Raw genomic sequence first — 15,996 nt, 5'->3', positions numbered from 1 at the left:
CACGAGCACGAGCACGAGCACGAGCACGAGCACGAGCACGAGTCGCGGGACGGGTTCCGCAGCGCGGGATCACCCGCGACCACCCAGCCACCCGTCGGATCAGGAGTCACCATGACGAACACACCGTCCCCATCCCGCCACGTCGAGACGTTCACCGGCATCGCGACCGGTGAGCAGATCCTCGTCTGGTGCGACTGCCCCGTGGGGCACGACCACCGCTCCGGACCAGGCGACACCACTGGCGCCCGGTAGTCGATCGGCACCGGACACCGGATCGGGCCCACGAGTCGGCGGGGAGCTCGGGCTGGCACGGGACGGCTCGGTCCTCGACCGTGCACGTGGAGTCGAGCGCGCCGCCCGATGTGGAGCGCCGTCGAACGGTCCCGAACGCCCTAGAGTTCGAATCGAGGACGCGCGGCGTCCCTGACGGAAGAGAGACGCATGCGGGTTGCGATCACGGGCGGGACCGGCTTCGTCGGACGGCACCTCGCGGAGCGGTACGACCCCGAGGACGTGGTGATCGTCTCCCGTCGGACCGGGATCGAGATCGACGACGTCGACGCGCTCACCGAGGCGTTCGCGGGCGTCGACACCGTGGCGCACTGCGCGGGCATCAACCGCGAGATCGGTGACCAGTCGTTCGAGCGGGTGCACATCCGCGGGACGGCCGCCGTGCTCGAAGCAGCGCACCGGGCAGGGGTGCAGCGAGTCGTCCTCCTGAGCTTCCTGCGGGCGCGACCGGGCACGGGGTCTCCGTACCACGAGACGAAGTGGGCAGCGGAGGAGATGGTCCGCGCCTCTGGGCTCGACTACACCGTGCTCAAGGCCGGCATGATCTACGGCCACGGTGACCACCTCGTCGACCATCTCAGCCACACCGTGCAGACCGTGCCGCTGTTCGCTTCCGTCGGTCTGCGCGAGAAGACGATCAGCCCGATCCCGGTCGCTGAACTCGTGGACGTGCTGGTCGGCGCACTGGAGGGACGACTGTCACGCAGGACCGTCGCGGTCCGCGGCGGCGAGGCGCTGCTGCTCAGCGAGGCCGTCCGCCGTGTCGCCGGCGTGGTCGGTCGGCCGGTGTGGGTGTTCCCGGCACCGGTCTGGGCGCACCGGGTGCTCGCGCAGGTCACCGAGTGGACGATGCGGGTGCCACTCGTCGCCAAGGCGCAGGTGCGGATGCTCGCCGAGGGTGTCACGGAGGCGACACAGCCCGCCGGGGATCTGCCCGACGACCTGGCACCGAAGGCCCGCTTCGACAGTGATCACATCCTGGCCGCACTCCCACCCCGAGGCGGCTTCACGTGGCGGGACCTCCGGCTGCCGGGACGTCCCTGACCCGTTCGGAGGGCCGCTCTCTCCTGAGCCGCTCCCGCGCTCGACGCTCAGTACGCTTGCTCGCGGGCGCCGGCCGTCGGCTGTCGGTCAGTGTGGAAGGGAATCATGTTGCCGCTGCCGTCGAATCCGGACGAGTGGGTCCTCCACCCCGCTCCGGCGTGGGGCGACAAGGTCGACTTCGTTGCGAACACGACGTTCGATGACAGCGGCCCAGGGTCGCTCCGGTTCGAACAGTTGCTCTTCGAGAAGCTCCGTGACCAGCGCTACCGGCTGTGCTGCATCCCGTTCTTCACCTACGGCTTCTGCCTCGGTGATGTCGTCGCGCTCGCGGACGACGCCGAGATCGGCCTGACCCCTGGGGACGTCCTGGAGCGGAGCGATCACTGGTCGCTTCGCGTCCTCCTCGCACCCGACGGAGACGTCGCCGCGTTGCGGGACCTGCTCACGACCCACTGCGCAGCGGTCGAGACGCGCGGGCGCCTCGTGGCTTGCTCCGTCGTCGGTCGTGGACGGCTGGAGTCCCTCCGTCGGGGCCTCGACGAACTGGAGCGCGGCGAGCACCTCTCGTACGAGACCGCTTGGATCTGACGGAGCCAGCACCATCGGGTCCCGGTGGCCGCTCGGGTCGCGATGTGACCAGCCGAGAGTGGTGGGCTCATCCTGCCCGCAGCGCCACGCGCGGAGGACGCCGGCTGCGGGACGACGGAGCGGCGACCCCGGGGATGCCGACGCTCTACACCGGTGTCACTCGGTGCGCCGACGCCGGCGACGCAGCACCAGCGTTGCGGTACCGGCGAGGAGGAGCAGCGTTGCGAGCGACGCCGGCCCGAGGGGCGACGGTGCTCCGGTCGCGGCCAGCGTGCCCGTCGCCGGGACCACCGGCGTGCCGGCGCCCTGAGCCGCTGATGTCGTGGTCACGGCCGGCATCGGGGAGGGCGACGAGGCGGGCGTCCCCGCCGGTCCCGGCGTGGCAGCAGCGATCAGCGGGCTCTCGGACATCGCCGCGCCGGTGAGGCAGCGCTTGAGCTCGGTTTCCTTGACCCAGTTCGACCCGGCGGCGACCGCACGGCACCCGGCGGCGAACGCGATCTCACGCTCGTTGTAGAGCATGCGCACCAGCGGCGTGTAGGCCGCGCCGGTGGCGGGGTCGATGCCCGTTCGCGCCACGACGTCCCACTGCACGTTCGCGGCCATGGGTGTCACCTGGGACCCTCGCCACGGGTTGGTGGCGGAGTCGTAGACGTCGGCATCCGACGCCGGAGCAGGATCGTCGGGTGCGGCGACCGTGGATCCCGGAAGACGCAGCAGCGCAGCGAACGGGATGATCGTCTCGGCGTGCGCGAAGCGGAAGGTCGCGACCACGTCGCCGCCGGCGACGCGGTCGTCGATGGTCGCGAAGAAGTCGTCGAGCAGGGGCTCGGCGATCGAGTACGTCTCGTCGTGCCCGGCGAGGCTCGGGCCCTTCTCGTAGAAGTCCTCGGCGTCGAGCAGGTACGCGAACCACTCGGCATCCGCCGATCGGCCTGCGAAGTACTGGGTGAAGTCGAACTCGTGCGGAGCGACGTCCTCGTCGTGCATGTCCGCCGCGATGATGTCCAGGTTGTACAACGCCATCGCCGCATCGACCGGGGTCTTGATCGACTTCTTCGGATCGCCGCAGGCGTCGGGGTCCGCCGTCCTGTCGGCGCCGGGCGCGCACGTCACCCCGCCGCCCTTGGTGCCGTCGGCGGTGTCGTACCAGACGTGCGCCGCGTCCGTGCCGATCGCAGCGATGAACCGGGGCGTGAAGATGCCGGAGAGCAGGTCGTCGGCCGCCGTGACCGAACGCGGCCGGCTCTCGATGTACTGCAGCGCCGCCGCGATCGTGCCGCCGGCACCGGTCTGTCGGGCGATGTAGTCCTCGTACGCCTGGGCACGCGCACGCTCGGGCGAGCCCACGGCCTTGTCGGTGCCGTCCGGGTTCTGGACCTCGTGGAAGTAGAGCAGATCCGGACGCGGCTCGAGCGCGACACCCGGCATCCCGAAGCCCGCCAGGAAGTTCTCGCCCGACTCGGTGGCGCGTGGCTCACCCGAGGTCTCGGCGACGACACGCCCACCCGTCTTCGCCGCGTCCGCGAACAGCTGCGCGTTGCGCTGTGCGGCCCGCGCGCCGATGCCACGGTGCTGGGCGGCGCCCTGACCGGTGAGCATGCCGTAGCCGTTCTCGACGTTCGCCGCCGTGATGGCGTCCAGGTTCGCGGAGAACTCCCTCCCGATCTCCGGCGTCAGGAACCCGTTCTCGGCCTGCGCCGTCGCGGCGACACGGTGCAGGAGCGCGTCGTACTTGTAGGAGGAGAGCCCCCGGGAGCCGTGTCGGGCGACCGACTCCGTGGCGACGGGTGCGTAGCCGTCCGGAGCGGGCGAGTAGGCACCGATGTCCGACGGGCTGGGGGCGACGTAGGGCTGCTTGCTGCTGAGGGAGGGGGTGTCGTCGGCGTGTGCCGGTACCGCGAGCGCCAGCGACGCGAGGGCGGTGACGGCGATGCAGGACAGTGCGGTGCGCGCGTTCATGGGTTCTCCGATGTCGGGAGCCTCGGACGAGGTTCCGACGAGCAGAGGTAGTGGCAGCCGGTGAACAGCGCTTGACCCGGAGGTGGCCGGTCGGTGCTCCCGGCACGGCCCGCGGCGTCCGTGCGCGGCGCCGTCCGGCTCCTGCTCGGGGGTTTCTCCAGTGGGCCCTGCCGGGATCGAACCGACGACATCCACGGTGTAAACGTGGCGCTCTACCAGCTGAGCTAAAGGCCCTCCCGGCCGATCCTACCGGCCGAAGCGCTCGACCAACTCGCGCTTGAGCACCTTGCCGCTCGGGCCGAGCGGGAGCGCGTCGACGACGTGGACCGTGCGCGGGTACTTGTACGCGGCGATCTCGTCGGCGACGAACCGGACGAGCTCCTCCGGGGTGACGGTCGCTCCACCGCGCAGGACGACGGCGGCGGCGACCTCCTGGCCGTGCACCTCGTGCGGCACGCCGAACACCGCGGCCATGGTCACGTCGGGGTGGGTCGCGAGGACCTCCTCGACCTGCCGCGGGTACACGTTGTAGCCGTTGCGGATGATCATGTCCTTCGTCCGGTCGACGATGGTGAGGTACCCGTCCTCGCTCTTCGTCCCGAGGTCTCCGGTGCGGAACCACCCCTCCACCATGACCGCGGCGGTGTCCTCCGGGCGGTTCAGGTACCCGTTCATGAGGTTGTGCCCGCGGATGACGAGCTCGCCGATCTCGCCACGGGGCAGGAAGTGCACGGCGTCCTGGACCTCGGGGTCGGCGATCTCGATGTCGACGCCCCAGACGGGCGTGCCGATGGTCCCGGGCCGCGGTGCGGTGCCGACGTGGTTGAACGACGCGACGGGCGAGGTCTCGGTCAGGCCGTAGCCCTCGTGGATCGGAGCGTCGTACACCTGCTGGAAGCGCTCGAGCACGGCGAGCGGCAGGGAGGCTCCCCCGGAGATGGCGTAGCGCAGGGCCGGGCGCGCGTCGCTCCGGCTCGCGGCGTCGAGGAGCGCCATGTACATCGTCGGCACCCCCATGAAGATCACGCACTCGTGCTCGACCATCGCCGCGAGGGCCGCGTCGCCGTCGAACCTCGGCAGCATGACGATGGTGGCGCCGGCGCGGAAGCCGGTGTTCATCGTGCAGGTCTGCCCGAACGTGTGGAAGAGCGGGAGCGCGCCGAGCAGGACGTCACCGCGGCGCATGTCGAACGTGCTCATCAGGTTCGTGTCGACCTGGGCGAGGAGCGCGAAGTGCGACCCCTCGGCACCCTTGGGCCGCCCCGTCGTGCCGCTCGTGTACAGGATCGTCGCGGTGTCGAAGGGATCGCGGGGCGTGTACGTGGTGAGGGGCGTGGCGGCGGCGGCCAGCGCCTCCAGGCCGTCGTGCCCCGTGTCGGCGTCGGCCGGCGCGAGCACGGTGACCACGTCGACACCGGCGAGGGCCGCACCCGCGGCCCCCTCGGCGAGCAGCGGCGCCGCGCAGACGAGGACGGCTGCGCCGCTGTCCTGCAGGACGTACTCGATCTCGCGGCGCTTGAGGAGTGCGTGCACGGGCACGACGACCGCGCCGAGCGCGAGGGTCGCGTAGTAGACGCGGGCGAAGTCCGCGACGTTCGGGACGAGCATGGCGACCCGGTCGCCCTCGCCGATGCCGCGCGCACGGAGCGCACCGGCGTACGCGAGCGTCTGCGCCCACAGCTCCGAATAGGTCGTGCGCTCGTCCCCCACGACGACGGCGACGTCGTCGGGCAACCGGGCGGCGGACTCCGCGAGGATCGCGGCGACCGACGCGGTCGCCTGGGTACGGCGGACGGGGGTCGCCGTGGTGTCGGGGGTGGGTGCGGTGCTGGTCATGCCGACCTTCCGTCTCGTGTGACGAGTGCTCACCCCGGAGCATACGGTCCGTGCCGCTCCGGCGGACGGGTGCCCCGCCGACGGGTGGGGCGCGCCTCGGCGACGGGTCAGGCGTGCCGCGCCGACGGGTGGGGCGCGCCGCGGCGACGGGTCAGGCGTGCCGCGCCGACGGGTCGGGGGTGTCCCGACGGTGGGACGACCGTGGATCTGTACCCCGACCTGCGAGCGGACCCCGGTACCGTCTGGGCCACTGCGGGAGGTGGTGCGGGGTGAGCGAGGACGACACGTACGGCGCGACGGGGTACTGGTACCCGGGCCGTCCCGGTCGGAGCGGTGTCGAGCTGCTGACGATGATGCGGCGCTACCGCGCCTCGGAGGTCGCGATGCGGGAACGCACGCGCCGGTCGATGGGCATGAACGCCACCGACATGGAGGCCGTGCGGTTCCTGCTCCGCGCCGGTGAACGCGGCCAGCAGGTGCGCCCGGGTGACCTGACGGCACACCTCGGGATCACCTCGGCGTCGACCACCGCGGTGCTCAAGCGACTCGTCGCCTCGGGGCACGTCGAGCGGCGCGCCGACCCGAACGACGGCCGCGGGGTGCTCCTGGTCGCGACCGGCCACACCGACGACGAGGTGCGGACCGAACTGACCGACGTGCACGCCCGGATGATCGCCGCGGCGGAGCGGCTGTCCCCGCAGACGATCGACGAGATGCGCGCGTTCTTCGCGGACGTGATCGATGCGATGGACGCCGACGGGTCGGAGGTGGGCGACCCGATGTCCCATATGCGTACGCATCCAAGTCGGTAGTTAGACAAACTAGGGAAACAGGCGCAGTCTGGTCCCAGCACCGCAGCAGCGGGTGCGACGACACAGGGAGGGCCCGGCCATGAGCACCATCGACGCGACACACTCGCAGTTCTCCGAGGTCCGGGAAGCGGCACACGGGCGCCTGCTCGCCGCGGTCGCGACCTCCGTCGGCATCGTGGCCGTGACGGTCACCGCCGCCGCCGTCAGCATCGTCACCCTGGGAGCGTGAGCCGCGTGGTCCACACCAGCGACCTCGGCGCCCTGCAGCGCGACCCGCACGAGTGGCACCGCCGCGGCATGCGGCACCCCGACGAGATCGAGGCGCTCGTGCACCACCGCACGCTCGGCGACGTGCCGCGCGACCCGTCCTACGGCGACTTCTTCCGGGCCGCCTGACCGACCCGTCCGTGCGGGCCGGCTGATCGGACCAGCGCGATCAGCCCGACACGGCTGCCGACGCCCCGGGCGAACGCCAGGTCAGTCCGAGCTCAGGACGAGGATCCGTCGACCCCGGACCCGTCCGCCCCAGCAGCGCCGTGCCGGCCGTCCGCGCGCCGACCCATCGCACGCAGCTCGGGGAACTGGTCGTCGCGCCACTCCCCCGTCACCGCCGTCCCCGACGCCGCGGCACGCTCCTCGCGCTCCCGCAGCTCGACGCGACGGATCTTGCCCGAGATGGTCTTCGGCAGCTCGCCGAACTCCACCCGACGCACCCGTGCGTAGGCGGGCAGCGCGGTCCGGGCGTGCTCGAGCACACGCCGAGCGGTCTCCTCGGAGGGTTCCCACCCCGCGGCGAGCGTCACGTAGGCCTTCACCACGTTGAGGCGCGCCGTGTCGGGTGCGGGCACGACCGCGCTCTCGGCCACGGCTGCGTGCTGGAGCAGGGCGCTCTCGACCTCGAAGGGCGACACCTTGTAGTCGGACGACTTGAACACGTCGTCGGTCCGGCCGATGAACGTCAGCTGGCCGTCGGCGTCCCGCGAGGCGACGTCGCCGGTGTGGAAGAACCCGTCGCGCATCGCGTCCGCGGTGCGGTCGGGGTCGCCGAGGTACCCGGCCATCAGGTTGGTCGGCCGCTCGGCCAGGTCGAGGCAGACCTCGCCCTCGTCGACGGGCGCACCGGTCAGCGGGTCGAGCAGGGTGACGGTGACGCCGGGCAGCGGTCGGCCCATCGCACCGGGTGTGACCGGTGCGCCGGGGGCGTTCGCGATGATCGCGGTCGTCTCGGTCTGGCCGTAGCCGTCGCGGATGGTCAGGCCCCAGGCGCCCTGCACGCGGGCGATGACCTCCGGGTTGAGCGGTTCGCCGGCCGAGACGACCTCGCGGAGCGCCCGCGGCCTCGGGCCGAGGTCGGCCTGCAGCAGCATGCGCCACGCGGTCGGCGGCGCGCAGAAGGTGTCGACGCCGGCCTGGTCGAGCTGGTCGAGGAGCCCGGCCGGGTCGAACCGCGGGGTGTCGTACACGAACACGGTCGCCTCGGCGATCCACGGCGCGAAGAAGCAGCTCCAGGCGTGCTTGCCCCAGCCGGGCGAGCTGATCGCCAGGTGCACGTCGCCGGGCCGGATGCCGAGCCAGTGCATCGTGCTGAGGTGGCCGATCGGGTACGAGGCCTGCGTGTGCACGACCATCTTCGGCTTCGACGTCGTGCCCGAGGTGAAGTACACCAGGCAGGGGTCGGTCGTCAGGGTCGTGACGACGGGGCGCGCGGCGGTGTCGGTCGGGGTGCCGAGGTCGTCGGGGTAGGTCGTCCAGCCGTCGGCCGCGCCGCCGATCACGATGCGCGACGGCGCTCCCGTGACACCGTCGAACTTCGGGGTCTCGCCGTGGTTCGTCACGACGTGTGCGACGCCACCGCGGTCGATGCGGTCCTGCAGGTCGGCGGTGTCGAGCATCGTGGAGGTCGGCAGGATCACGGCGCCGAGCTTCATCACGGCGAGCATCGTCTCCCACAGCTCGAGCTGGTTGCCGAGCATGACGAGCACGTGGTCACCCTTGCGGACCCCGAGGCGGTCGAGGTGCACCGCGAGGCGGTCCGAGCGTGCGGCCATCTCGGCGTAGGTCGTGCGCGACCCGCCCTCGCCGTCGACGATCCAGAGAGCGACGCGGTCGTTCCCCCGGGCGACGACGTCGAACCAGTCGGTCGCCCAGTTGAACGTCTCGCCGACGTCGGGCCACCGGAAGGCACGGCGCGCTGCTTCGGCACGGCCGGCGTCGTGCTCGTCGAGGACGGCGAGGAGCTCGTCGCGCGCCGCGCGGTAGGCCGTGGTCGGGTTCGAGGAGGGCACCGGTCGATCATGCCGCACCCCGGCCGTGCGCGCAGCGTCCCGCGCACCACGGCCCACCCACACCGCCCGCGCGCCCCGGCCGTGCGCGCAGCGTCCCTCCCGCCGAGCCGGGTACGGTCGTCCCCGTGGACGGTGTCGGAGTGCTCGACGAGGCCGGGCGGCTCCGCCTGCTCGGTACCGCGGTCGCGGGCGCGGCCTTCGGCGCGGTCCTGGTCGTCCTCGTCGCCTCGTCCTGGGCGGAACCCACCACGGGTCTCCTGGTCGCGGTCGGGGTCCCGGCCGGACTGCTCGGTGCCGCGCTCGGCGTCTGGACCCAGCTGCGCAGCTGGCGCTCCGGCGGTGGCTACGAGCAGTCGGTGCGCGCCCAGCGCTGGGTCGCCGACGGCGCGGTCCCGCCCGACGTCACCGCCGACGTCTGGATCCCCCTCCTGCAGGCACAGGCCGACCGCGAGGGCGCCGGCTGGAGCAAGATCGTCCTCTGCGTGCTGTGGACGGCGATGACCTGGTCGGCCCTCGACCAGCACGGACTGCTCCTCACGCTGCTGCTCAGCGGCCTGTGGGTCGGCATGGGCGTGTGGTCGGCCTGCTGGGTGATCCCCCGTGCCCGCGCTGCGCGCGCGGTGCTGCGCCGCGGGGTCACCACCGCGTCCTGACGGCGCAGCCGTCGGTCTGGAGGCCCGGCTCGGCTCCGACACGGCGGGTCCGGTCGTCCGCGACCGGCCGGGAGGCGCGACCCGCCTCCTCGGGGCCCCGCCACGACCGGTCCGCGGCGAGCGCGGCGCGCCCCACGGGGGGCCGCACGGGTCGTGCGAGCCTTCCGCAGGTGGGGTCGACACGCGGGACGGGACCGGATCGGGACGGAGTGGAACCGATCGGCACCGAGCGGACACTCCTGGGCATGGGGAACGAGCAGCCCGGCAGACCGGGCACGAGCACCGACGAGGACCGCGTCGACTGGGGCCGGGCCCTCGGTGGTGACGGCGAGGCGTTCGGCCGCGTGTTCGACCGGCACCGGCACCGTGTGCTGCGGCACGCGCAGCGACTGCTGCCCGTCGAGGCCGACGCCGCCGACGCGGTCGCGGTCGTGTTCCTCGAGGCGTGGCGGCTCCGGGCCCGTGTGCGGCTCGTCGACGGGTCCGTGCTCCCGTGGCTGCTCGTCACGGCGACGAACACGGCGCGGAACCAGGGCCGCGCGACCCGCCGGTACCGGGCGGCGCTCGACCGGCTGCCCCCACCGGAGCCGTCGCCGGACCACGCCGACCGCGAGACCGACGGGGAGGCCGTGCGTGCCCTCCGCACGCTTGCTCCCAGGGACCAGGAGGTCCTGACCCTCGTCGTCCTGGAGGGCTACGCCGAGCGGGAGGTCGCCGAGGCGCTCGGGATCCCGCAGGGCACCGTCAAGTCCCGACTCTCCCGTGCGCGTGCCCGGTTGGCGGCACGGGTCGCGCGGTCGTCGGATGCGGAGCCACACGACCACCAGCACCAGCACCAGCACCAGCCCGCACGCCGGACCCGACCGAACGGAGCACGCCCGTGACCCACCACGACCAGCCCCGAGCCGACGACCGCGGCGCTCCGGCAGGCGCCGTCGACGAGCGGACCCTGGCACTGCGGTCCCTGCTCGTCACGACCGTCGAGCAGACCGCCCGGCGACGGCGGTGGCGGTCCGCGAGCGTCGGCGGTGCGCTGCTCTGCGTGCTCGCCGGTGCGACCATGGGCGGGGCGATCACCGCCGCCGCGACGCCTGACGCCGACGCCACGGCCGCCCGTGCCGGAGCCCGGGCCGCGGTGCAGGGCACGACGATGCCGTACACCCCGATCGTCGGGGATCCCGAGGCCGTGCTCGGGTCGGGGGACGACGAGGTCTCGGTCGGTGCACCACCGCCCGGCGCCGAGCAGCTCGCCTGGTCACTCCGCTGCCTGTCCGACGCCGGGGCGACGCGGGTCGGCTTCGCGGCATCGGAGGCAGGCGGGTCCTCGGTGCCCTCGTGCGACCCGGGTCGGACCGTGACGGGCACGATCGCGGTCGGAGCGCTGCCGTCGCGCACCGTCGTCGTCCGCACCACGCCCGGTGCGCGCTGGACGCTGTCGACGGGGTGGCTCGGGGCTCCGCCGCTGCCCGGACCCAGCGCCGCGCAGCAGGAGGCGGTCCGGGACGGCGTCGTCACCCGGAGCGAGTACCTCGCGGCGTTCCACCGGTTCCAGGGGTGCATGACGGCCAGGGGCGAGTCCCTCGGCATCGTGCCGGAGTCCTCGCTGTTCGTGGTCTTCGGCGTCTCGGACCTGTCCGCGGGCGACTGGTGCGGCGCGTCCGAGTTCGACGACGTGAGCAGCACCTGGCAGTCGGAGCACCCGGCCCCACCCGGTGACGACGGGACCTGGGGCGACCAGCGGTACGACCCGTCGACGGACCCCCGCTCCGCGGACTGACGACGGGGACCGAGCGCGGCGCGACCCCGGTGATCGGCCGGGCTCCCCTGGCGTCCGGCGCACCCGCGAGCGTCAGTCGCCCGGCGGCGGACTCGGGCGCCGTGGAGCGGAACGGCGCAGCCGCACCCACCGCAGCGCGAGTCCGACCGCCAGCACCACGGTGCCCGCCACCACGGATGACGGTGGCAGGGCGGCGACGAGCACCACGCACCCGACCACCCCGGCGAGCGCCAGCGCCCGGGGCCAGCGGCGGTGCGCGCGGTCCTGCGTCCACGCCGCGGCGTTCGCGACCGCGTAGTAGAGCAGGACACCGAACGCCGAGGCGCCGATCGCCGCGCGCAGGTCGACGGTCGTCACGAGGACGCAGACGACGACGGCGAGGAGCGCCTCGGCGCGGTGGGGCACCCGGCGGCGGGGGTGCACGGCGGCGAGCGCCGCGGGCAGGTCGCCGCCGCGGGCCATGGCGAGGGCGGTCCGACCGATGCCGGCGACGATCGCGAGCAGCGCCCCGAGGGAGGCCGCGGCGGCCCCGACGCGGACGACGACCGGCCACGGCCCGCCGGGGAGCGCGGCGACGGCGGCGAGGGGTGTCGGCGTGCCCGCCGTGCCCGCCGGGCCGAGGGCGTGCAGCATGGCGAGCGCGACCGCGGCGTAGACGACGAGGGCGAGCCCGAGCGCGAGGACGACCGCGCGCGGGATCGTCCGGGCGGGGTCGACGACCTCCTCGCCAATGGTGGCGATGCGGGCGTACCCGGCGAACGCGAAGAACAGGAAGCCCGCGGCCTGCAGCACCCCGAGCGGTGACGGGCCCCCGGCTGGTCCGTCCGCGGCGGGGGCGGTGGTCGTCGCGCCGATCACGACGACGGTGACGAGCGCGACGAGGGCGACCGCGACGAGCACGCGGGTGAGCCGCGCGGTCCGGGTGATCCCGAGCAGGTTCACCCCGGTGGTCGCGAGCACCGCGAGGACGGCGACCGGTCTCGTCCAGGGCCCCGGGGCGACGTGGGACGCGAAGGTGAGCGCCATGGCCGCGGCACTCGCGGTCTTCCCGACGACGAAGCACCACCCGGCGGCGTACCCGGCCCACGGTCCCAGCCGCTCCCGTCCGTACACGTAGGTGCCGCCCGAGGTCGGGTACTGCGCCGCGAGCTGGGCGGACGAGGTGGCGTTGCAGAACGCGACGGCACCGGCGAGCGCCAGGGCGAGGAGCAGCCACGCGCCCGCGGCTGCGGCCGCGGGTGCGAACGCCGAGAACACGCCCGCCCCGATCATCGACCCGAGCCCGATGAGCACGGCGTCGGGCAGGGTCAGACGGCGGGCGAGCGACGGCTGGGGCGGTGCGGCGGCGGGACGGTCCACGTCGCCGATCCTGCCGCACGACGACGGTGCCCGGACCGGACGGTCCGGGCACCGCCCGCACCGGCCGTGACTACGCTCGACGGCATGCAGAGTCGCACCCTCGGCCGTACCGGCCGCTCCGTGTCCGTGGTCGGTCTCGGCACCTGGCAGTTCGGCGGTGACTGGGGTCCCGTCAGCGAGCAGGACGCCGCCGCCGTGATGGACGCCTCGGTCGAGTCCGGCGTCACCCTGTTCGACACCGCCGACGTGTACGGCGACGGCCGGAGCGAGCAGCTCATCGGAGCCTGGCGACGGGCCAACCCCGACGTCCCGCTCACCGTGACGACCAAGATGGGCCGTCGCGCCGACCAGGTGCCGGAGAACTACGTCGCCGCGAACTTCCGCGCGTGGGTGGACCGCTCGCGGCGGAACCTGCAGCAGGACACGCTCGACCTCGTCCAGCTGCACTGCCCGCCGACCGCGGTCTTCGAGGACGACCGTGTCTACGACGCCCTCGACGCCCTCGTCGCCGACGGGTCGGTCGCCGCGTACGGCGTGTCCGTCGAGACCGCGGACCAGGCACTGACGGCGATCGCCCGGCCGGGTGTCGCGAGCGTGCAGGTCATCCTCAACGCGTTCCGGTTGAAGCCCCTGGACCGCGTGCTGCCCGCCGCGCGTGAGGCGGGAGTGGGCATCCTCGCCCGGGTGCCGCTGGCCTCGGGGCTGCTGTCCGGCGGGTACACGACCGAGACGACGTTCCCGGAACAGGACCACCGCAACTACAACCGGCACGGCGAGGCGTTCGACCAGGGCGAGACCTTCAGCGGGGTCGACTTCGCGGACGGCGTGCAGGCGGCGCAGGCGTTCGCCGCCGCCCTGCCCGAGGGCGTCTCGGTCCCGCAGGCGGCGCTCGCGTGGATCGTCGCCCAGGACGGCGTGACGGCCGCGATCCCCGGTGCGCGCAACCCCGAGCAGGCCCGCTCGAACGCGGGCGCCGCGGACCTCGGCGAGGTGCCCGGCCTCGACGCCACGGTGCACGAGCTCTACGACCGGTGGTTCCGTGCCGCCGTGCACGACCGGTGGTGAGCACGACCGCGGCCGGGCCGCGTCGCCGAACGGGCGGTGCGGGCGCCCGCCCCGCGCCGCGCGCGGTGGTGGTCGTGGCGGCGGTCGCCGTCCTGCTGCTGGCCGTCTGCTCGACGCCGGCCGCGGGCACGACCCGGTCCGCGCCTCCGTGGCCGGCCCCGACCGACCTGCAGACGCGGGCCGACGCGGCGGGCCTGCGCAACGTGTGGGGTGAGCCGCTCGCGGAGCACGTGCACACCCACCTGACGATCCTGGACGGGGACGTGCCGGTCACGGTGCCCGGGAACGTCGGACACTCGTCGCGCGAGCGGTTCGCCGCGGAGCTGCACACGCACGACACGTCGGGCATCCTGCACGTCGAGTCGCCGGAGCGCCGCACGTTCACCCTCGGGCAGTTCTTCGACGAGTGGGGCGTCTCGCTCGGCGCCGGGCACGTCGGCGGGCTGCGGGGGGAACTGACCGTGTGGGTCGACGGCCACCGCTTCCTCGGCAACCCCCGGACCATCGCGCTCGAGGACCGTCGGCAGGTCGTCCTCGCGGTCACGACGATCGGCGAGGTCGCCCACCGGCCGGCGCCGTTCGACTGGCCGCCGCAGTACCGCTGACGTCCGGCACGTCGGTCGTCAGTGCAGGGCGCGACCGGGTCGCGCCCGGCGAGCCCGGCGGGTGCGGTCAGGCGAGCCCGAGCAATGCGGGTCAGCCGGATCCGAACGGTGCGGGTCAGGCGAGCCCGAGCAGCGCGGCGACGGCGTCCGGGTGCTCGACGTGCGCGAAGTGGCCGCAGTCCTCGAGCACCGCGGTCCGGACCCCGGGCAGCAGCGCCCGCAGGTCGTCCAGGTCGGTCGTCCGGGCGAACACGTCCTGCCTGCCGACGACCGCCGTCGCCGGGCTCGTCACCGCGCGCCAGCGTCCGACGTCGTACCCGGCCGCCGAGCGGGCCGCCGTGGAGAACAGCTCCGGCCGGAACTCGGCGACGAACGCGTCGAGCACGCTCGGGTCGAGTCGGCGGACGTGTGCGAAGACCGGTGCGGCGAGCAGCGGGAGCACCCCGACCCGGGCCAGCCCCCGCAGCAGCGACCGGGCGGTACGACCGGTGACCGCGAGCCCGGCGCGCAGGAGCGTGAACGCCGGCAGCGTGGCGAGGGCACGGACCGGGTGCCGTGCCGCCCGGACCGTCGCCGTGGTGGTGCCCGAGACGAGACCGAGCGAGCGCACGCGCGTCGGCGCCGCGACGGCGGTCTCGAGGCCCACGAACGCGCCCATCGAGTGCCCGACCACGTCCACGGGCCCGGTGCCGAGGGCGTCGAGCACCGTGACGACGGCCCGGACGACCGCGTCGAGGTCGGCTGGTCCGGCACCGACGGCCGTCGACGCACCCCACCCCGGCAGGTCGACGAGCACCAGCCCGCGGCCGGGCAGCCCGTCGACGGCGGTCAGGAGCGGCGTCCAGGTCGTCCACGAACCCGCGACGCCGTGCAGGAACAGCACCGGGCGCGGTCCGGGCCGGTGGTGCACGACCACGGGGCCGGCGTCCGTCGCGACGGTGGTGCGCACGAGCGACCACACCGCGGGGTCGGCAGTGACCGGGTGCGGCGCGTACGAGCCTGGCGACGGGGTGGCGGTGACCACCCGTGCACCGGCGGGGTCGTCGACGGCGTGCACCGCGCCTCCCGTCCGGTCACCGGGACGCGGTCGCGCCCCACCGGTCCTTCGGAGCGGCGGCGTCAGCCGACGGGGACGGGTGCCGTGCAGGCGGCGAGGCGGTCGAGCGCTGCGCGGTACTCCGCGACGTCGCGCTGCAGGCCGGGCTCGGTGATGATCGAGGCCTTGATGCGGCCCTGCACGTCGATCACGAAGGTGGCCCGCGTCGCGAACCCCTTCTTGTCGAGGAACACGCCGTACTCCTTGGACACCGCGCCGTGCGGCCAGAAGTCGGCGAGCAGCTCGAAGTCGTAGCCGTTCTGCTCGGCGAACGAGCGCAGCGTGGCCTTCGAGTCGACCGAGATGCCGATCAGCTCGACGCGCTGGTCCTGGAACATCGCGATGTTGTGTTGCAGGGTGCACAGCTCGTTCGTGCAGCCCGACGAGAACGCGAGCGGGAAGAAGACGAGCGCGACCGGGCGGACGCCCCGGAAGTCGCTGAGCCGGACGTGCTCACCGAACTGGTTCGGGAGCTCGAAGTCCGGCGCGAGGGAGCCGATCTCCAGTGCCATCGGTGCGCTGCTGCTTCCTGGGCGTGGGGTCTGCCCGTCGACGTCGTACGGGCACGGGTCGCGCACGCACGATCGGCAATCGTACGCCGACGACACGCAGATGCAAGCACC

17 protein-coding genes and 1 tRNA gene are annotated in these 15,996 nt (G+C 73.7%); 11 read left to right on the top strand and 7 right to left on the bottom strand.

Annotated elements, in window-relative coordinates; translation table 11 throughout:
• The first annotated feature begins 111 nt into the window (after window positions 1-111).
• The 3 genes from QOL16_RS07445 (at window position 112) to QOL16_RS07435 (ending at window position 1,923) form a co-directional block, all read left to right on the top strand.
• Window positions 112-252 carry a hypothetical protein gene (locus QOL16_RS07445; protein WP_175473105.1) on the top strand — a complete coding sequence of 47 codons (141 nt, stop codon included), beginning with the start codon at window positions 112-114 and terminating at the stop codon, window positions 250-252.
• Between the two features lie 189 nt (window positions 253-441).
• Window positions 442-1,335 (top strand): NAD-dependent epimerase/dehydratase family protein, encoded by an 894-nt coding sequence (locus QOL16_RS07440; RefSeq protein WP_071284889.1) that lies wholly within the window; start codon window positions 442-444, stop codon window positions 1,333-1,335.
• 105 nt (window positions 1,336-1,440) lie between these two features.
• Window positions 1,441-1,923: a DUF4265 domain-containing protein gene (locus tag QOL16_RS07435; RefSeq protein ID WP_071284890.1), complete on the top strand. Its 483-nt coding sequence runs from the start codon at window positions 1,441-1,443 to the stop codon at window positions 1,921-1,923.
• 156 nt (window positions 1,924-2,079) lie between these two features.
• On the opposite strand, the gene QOL16_RS07430 is transcribed toward QOL16_RS07435, so the two are convergent.
• From QOL16_RS07430 to QOL16_RS07420, 3 genes are all read right to left on the bottom strand, one after another.
• Window positions 2,080-3,885: a histidine-type phosphatase gene (locus tag QOL16_RS07430; protein ID WP_083395063.1), complete on the bottom strand. Its 1,806-nt coding sequence runs from the start codon at window positions 3,883-3,885 to the stop codon at window positions 2,080-2,082.
• 161 nt (window positions 3,886-4,046) lie between these two features.
• Window positions 4,047-4,119 (bottom strand) — tRNA-Val (locus tag QOL16_RS07425).
• Window positions 4,120-4,131: 12 nt separating this feature from the next.
• On the bottom strand, window positions 4,132-5,721 hold the full coding sequence (locus tag QOL16_RS07420; protein WP_065959460.1) for a long-chain fatty acid--CoA ligase: 1,590 nt from the start codon (window positions 5,719-5,721) through the stop codon (window positions 4,132-4,134).
• A gap of 269 nt (window positions 5,722-5,990) precedes the next feature.
• Here QOL16_RS07420 and QOL16_RS07415 point away from each other — a divergent pair, with 269 nt between their 5' ends.
• The 3 genes from QOL16_RS07415 to QOL16_RS07405 all read left to right on the top strand — a co-directional run bounded on the left by QOL16_RS07415 (window position 5,991) and on the right by QOL16_RS07405 (window position 6,929).
• Window positions 5,991-6,533, top strand: a complete 543-nt coding sequence (locus QOL16_RS07415; RefSeq protein ID WP_065959462.1) for a MarR family winged helix-turn-helix transcriptional regulator — start codon at window positions 5,991-5,993, stop codon at window positions 6,531-6,533.
• Window positions 6,534-6,612: 79 nt separating this feature from the next.
• A complete protein-coding gene (locus QOL16_RS07410; protein WP_171898689.1) occupies window positions 6,613-6,762 on the top strand; it encodes a hypothetical protein in 150 nt (49 codons plus the stop codon).
• A complete protein-coding gene (locus QOL16_RS07405; RefSeq protein WP_175473106.1) occupies window positions 6,759-6,929 on the top strand; it encodes a hypothetical protein in 171 nt (56 codons plus the stop codon). The genes QOL16_RS07410 and QOL16_RS07405 overlap by 4 nt, the downstream gene beginning before the upstream one ends.
• 92 nt (window positions 6,930-7,021) lie before the next feature.
• On the opposite strand, the gene QOL16_RS07400 is transcribed toward QOL16_RS07405, so the two are convergent.
• A complete protein-coding gene (locus QOL16_RS07400; RefSeq protein ID WP_083395064.1) occupies window positions 7,022-8,818 on the bottom strand; it encodes an AMP-binding protein in 1,797 nt (598 codons plus the stop codon).
• A gap of 125 nt (window positions 8,819-8,943) precedes the next feature.
• On the opposite strand from QOL16_RS07400, the gene QOL16_RS07395 reads away from it, so the two are divergent.
• From QOL16_RS07395 to QOL16_RS07385, 3 genes are all read left to right on the top strand, one after another.
• On the top strand, window positions 8,944-9,471 hold the full coding sequence (locus tag QOL16_RS07395; RefSeq protein WP_071284891.1) for a hypothetical protein: 528 nt from the start codon (window positions 8,944-8,946) through the stop codon (window positions 9,469-9,471).
• A gap of 245 nt (window positions 9,472-9,716) precedes the next feature.
• Complete coding sequence (locus QOL16_RS07390; protein ID WP_083395077.1) at window positions 9,717-10,355, top strand: RNA polymerase sigma factor; 639 nt, start codon at window positions 9,717-9,719, stop codon at window positions 10,353-10,355.
• Complete coding sequence (locus tag QOL16_RS07385) at window positions 10,352-11,248, top strand: hypothetical protein (RefSeq protein WP_071284893.1); 897 nt, start codon at window positions 10,352-10,354, stop codon at window positions 11,246-11,248. Before QOL16_RS07390 ends, QOL16_RS07385 begins: the two co-directional genes overlap by 4 nt.
• Window positions 11,249-11,320: 72 nt before the next feature.
• On the opposite strand, the gene QOL16_RS07380 is transcribed toward QOL16_RS07385, so the two are convergent.
• Window positions 11,321-12,607 carry an APC family permease gene (locus tag QOL16_RS07380; RefSeq protein WP_071284894.1) on the bottom strand — a complete coding sequence of 429 codons (1,287 nt, stop codon included), beginning with the start codon at window positions 12,605-12,607 and terminating at the stop codon, window positions 11,321-11,323.
• A gap of 84 nt (window positions 12,608-12,691) precedes the next feature.
• Between QOL16_RS07380 and QOL16_RS07375 the strand changes: the two genes are divergently transcribed.
• Window positions 12,692-13,672 carry an aldo/keto reductase gene (locus QOL16_RS07375; protein ID WP_071284895.1) on the top strand — a complete coding sequence of 327 codons (981 nt, stop codon included), beginning with the start codon at window positions 12,692-12,694 and terminating at the stop codon, window positions 13,670-13,672.
• Window positions 13,669-14,277 carry a hypothetical protein gene (locus QOL16_RS07370; RefSeq protein WP_139197430.1) on the top strand — a complete coding sequence of 203 codons (609 nt, stop codon included), beginning with the start codon at window positions 13,669-13,671 and terminating at the stop codon, window positions 14,275-14,277. The genes QOL16_RS07375 and QOL16_RS07370 overlap by 4 nt, the downstream gene beginning before the upstream one ends.
• A 115-nt stretch (window positions 14,278-14,392) precedes the next feature.
• Here the strand turns inward: QOL16_RS07370 and QOL16_RS07365 are convergent, their stop codons facing one another.
• Window positions 14,393-15,334 (bottom strand): alpha/beta fold hydrolase, encoded by a 942-nt coding sequence (locus QOL16_RS07365; protein ID WP_175473107.1) that lies wholly within the window; start codon window positions 15,332-15,334, stop codon window positions 14,393-14,395.
• A 62-nt stretch (window positions 15,335-15,396) separates the two neighbouring features.
• A complete protein-coding gene (locus QOL16_RS07360; RefSeq protein WP_071284896.1) occupies window positions 15,397-15,885 on the bottom strand; it encodes a peroxiredoxin in 489 nt (162 codons plus the stop codon).
• Window positions 15,886-15,996: the final 111 nt, after the last annotated feature.

Source organism: Curtobacterium sp. MCBA15_004, assembly GCF_001865055.2.
Lineage (GTDB): Bacteria > Actinomycetota > Actinomycetes > Actinomycetales > Microbacteriaceae > Curtobacterium.
Note: the sequence above shows the minus strand (reverse complement) of the source record. Positions and strands in the feature narration are given on the sequence as shown.

What these genes read in the sequence shown, in the direction of transcription:
- QOL16_RS07445 (WP_175473105.1), top strand. Translation starts at nt 112, where the DNA reads ATGACGAACACACCGTCCCCATCCCGCCACGTCGAGACGTTCACCGGC.
- QOL16_RS07440 (WP_071284889.1), top strand. Translation starts at nt 442, where the DNA reads ATGCGGGTTGCGATCACGGGCGGGACCGGCTTCGTCGGACGGCACCTC.
- QOL16_RS07420 (WP_065959460.1), bottom strand. Translation starts at nt 5,721, where the DNA reads ATGACCAGCACCGCACCCACCCCCGACACCACGGCGACCCCCGTCCGC.
- QOL16_RS07410 (WP_171898689.1), top strand. Translation starts at nt 6,613, where the DNA reads ATGAGCACCATCGACGCGACACACTCGCAGTTCTCCGAGGTCCGGGAA.
- QOL16_RS07360 (WP_071284896.1), bottom strand. Translation starts at nt 15,885, where the DNA reads ATGGCACTGGAGATCGGCTCCCTCGCGCCGGACTTCGAGCTCCCGAAC.
- QOL16_RS07390 (WP_083395077.1), top strand. Translation starts at nt 9,717, where the DNA reads ATGGGGAACGAGCAGCCCGGCAGACCGGGCACGAGCACCGACGAGGAC.
- QOL16_RS07375 (WP_071284895.1), top strand. Translation starts at nt 12,692, where the DNA reads ATGCAGAGTCGCACCCTCGGCCGTACCGGCCGCTCCGTGTCCGTGGTC.
- QOL16_RS07430 (WP_083395063.1), bottom strand. Translation starts at nt 3,885, where the DNA reads ATGAACGCGCGCACCGCACTGTCCTGCATCGCCGTCACCGCCCTCGCG.
- QOL16_RS07435 (WP_071284890.1), top strand. Translation starts at nt 1,441, where the DNA reads ATGTTGCCGCTGCCGTCGAATCCGGACGAGTGGGTCCTCCACCCCGCT.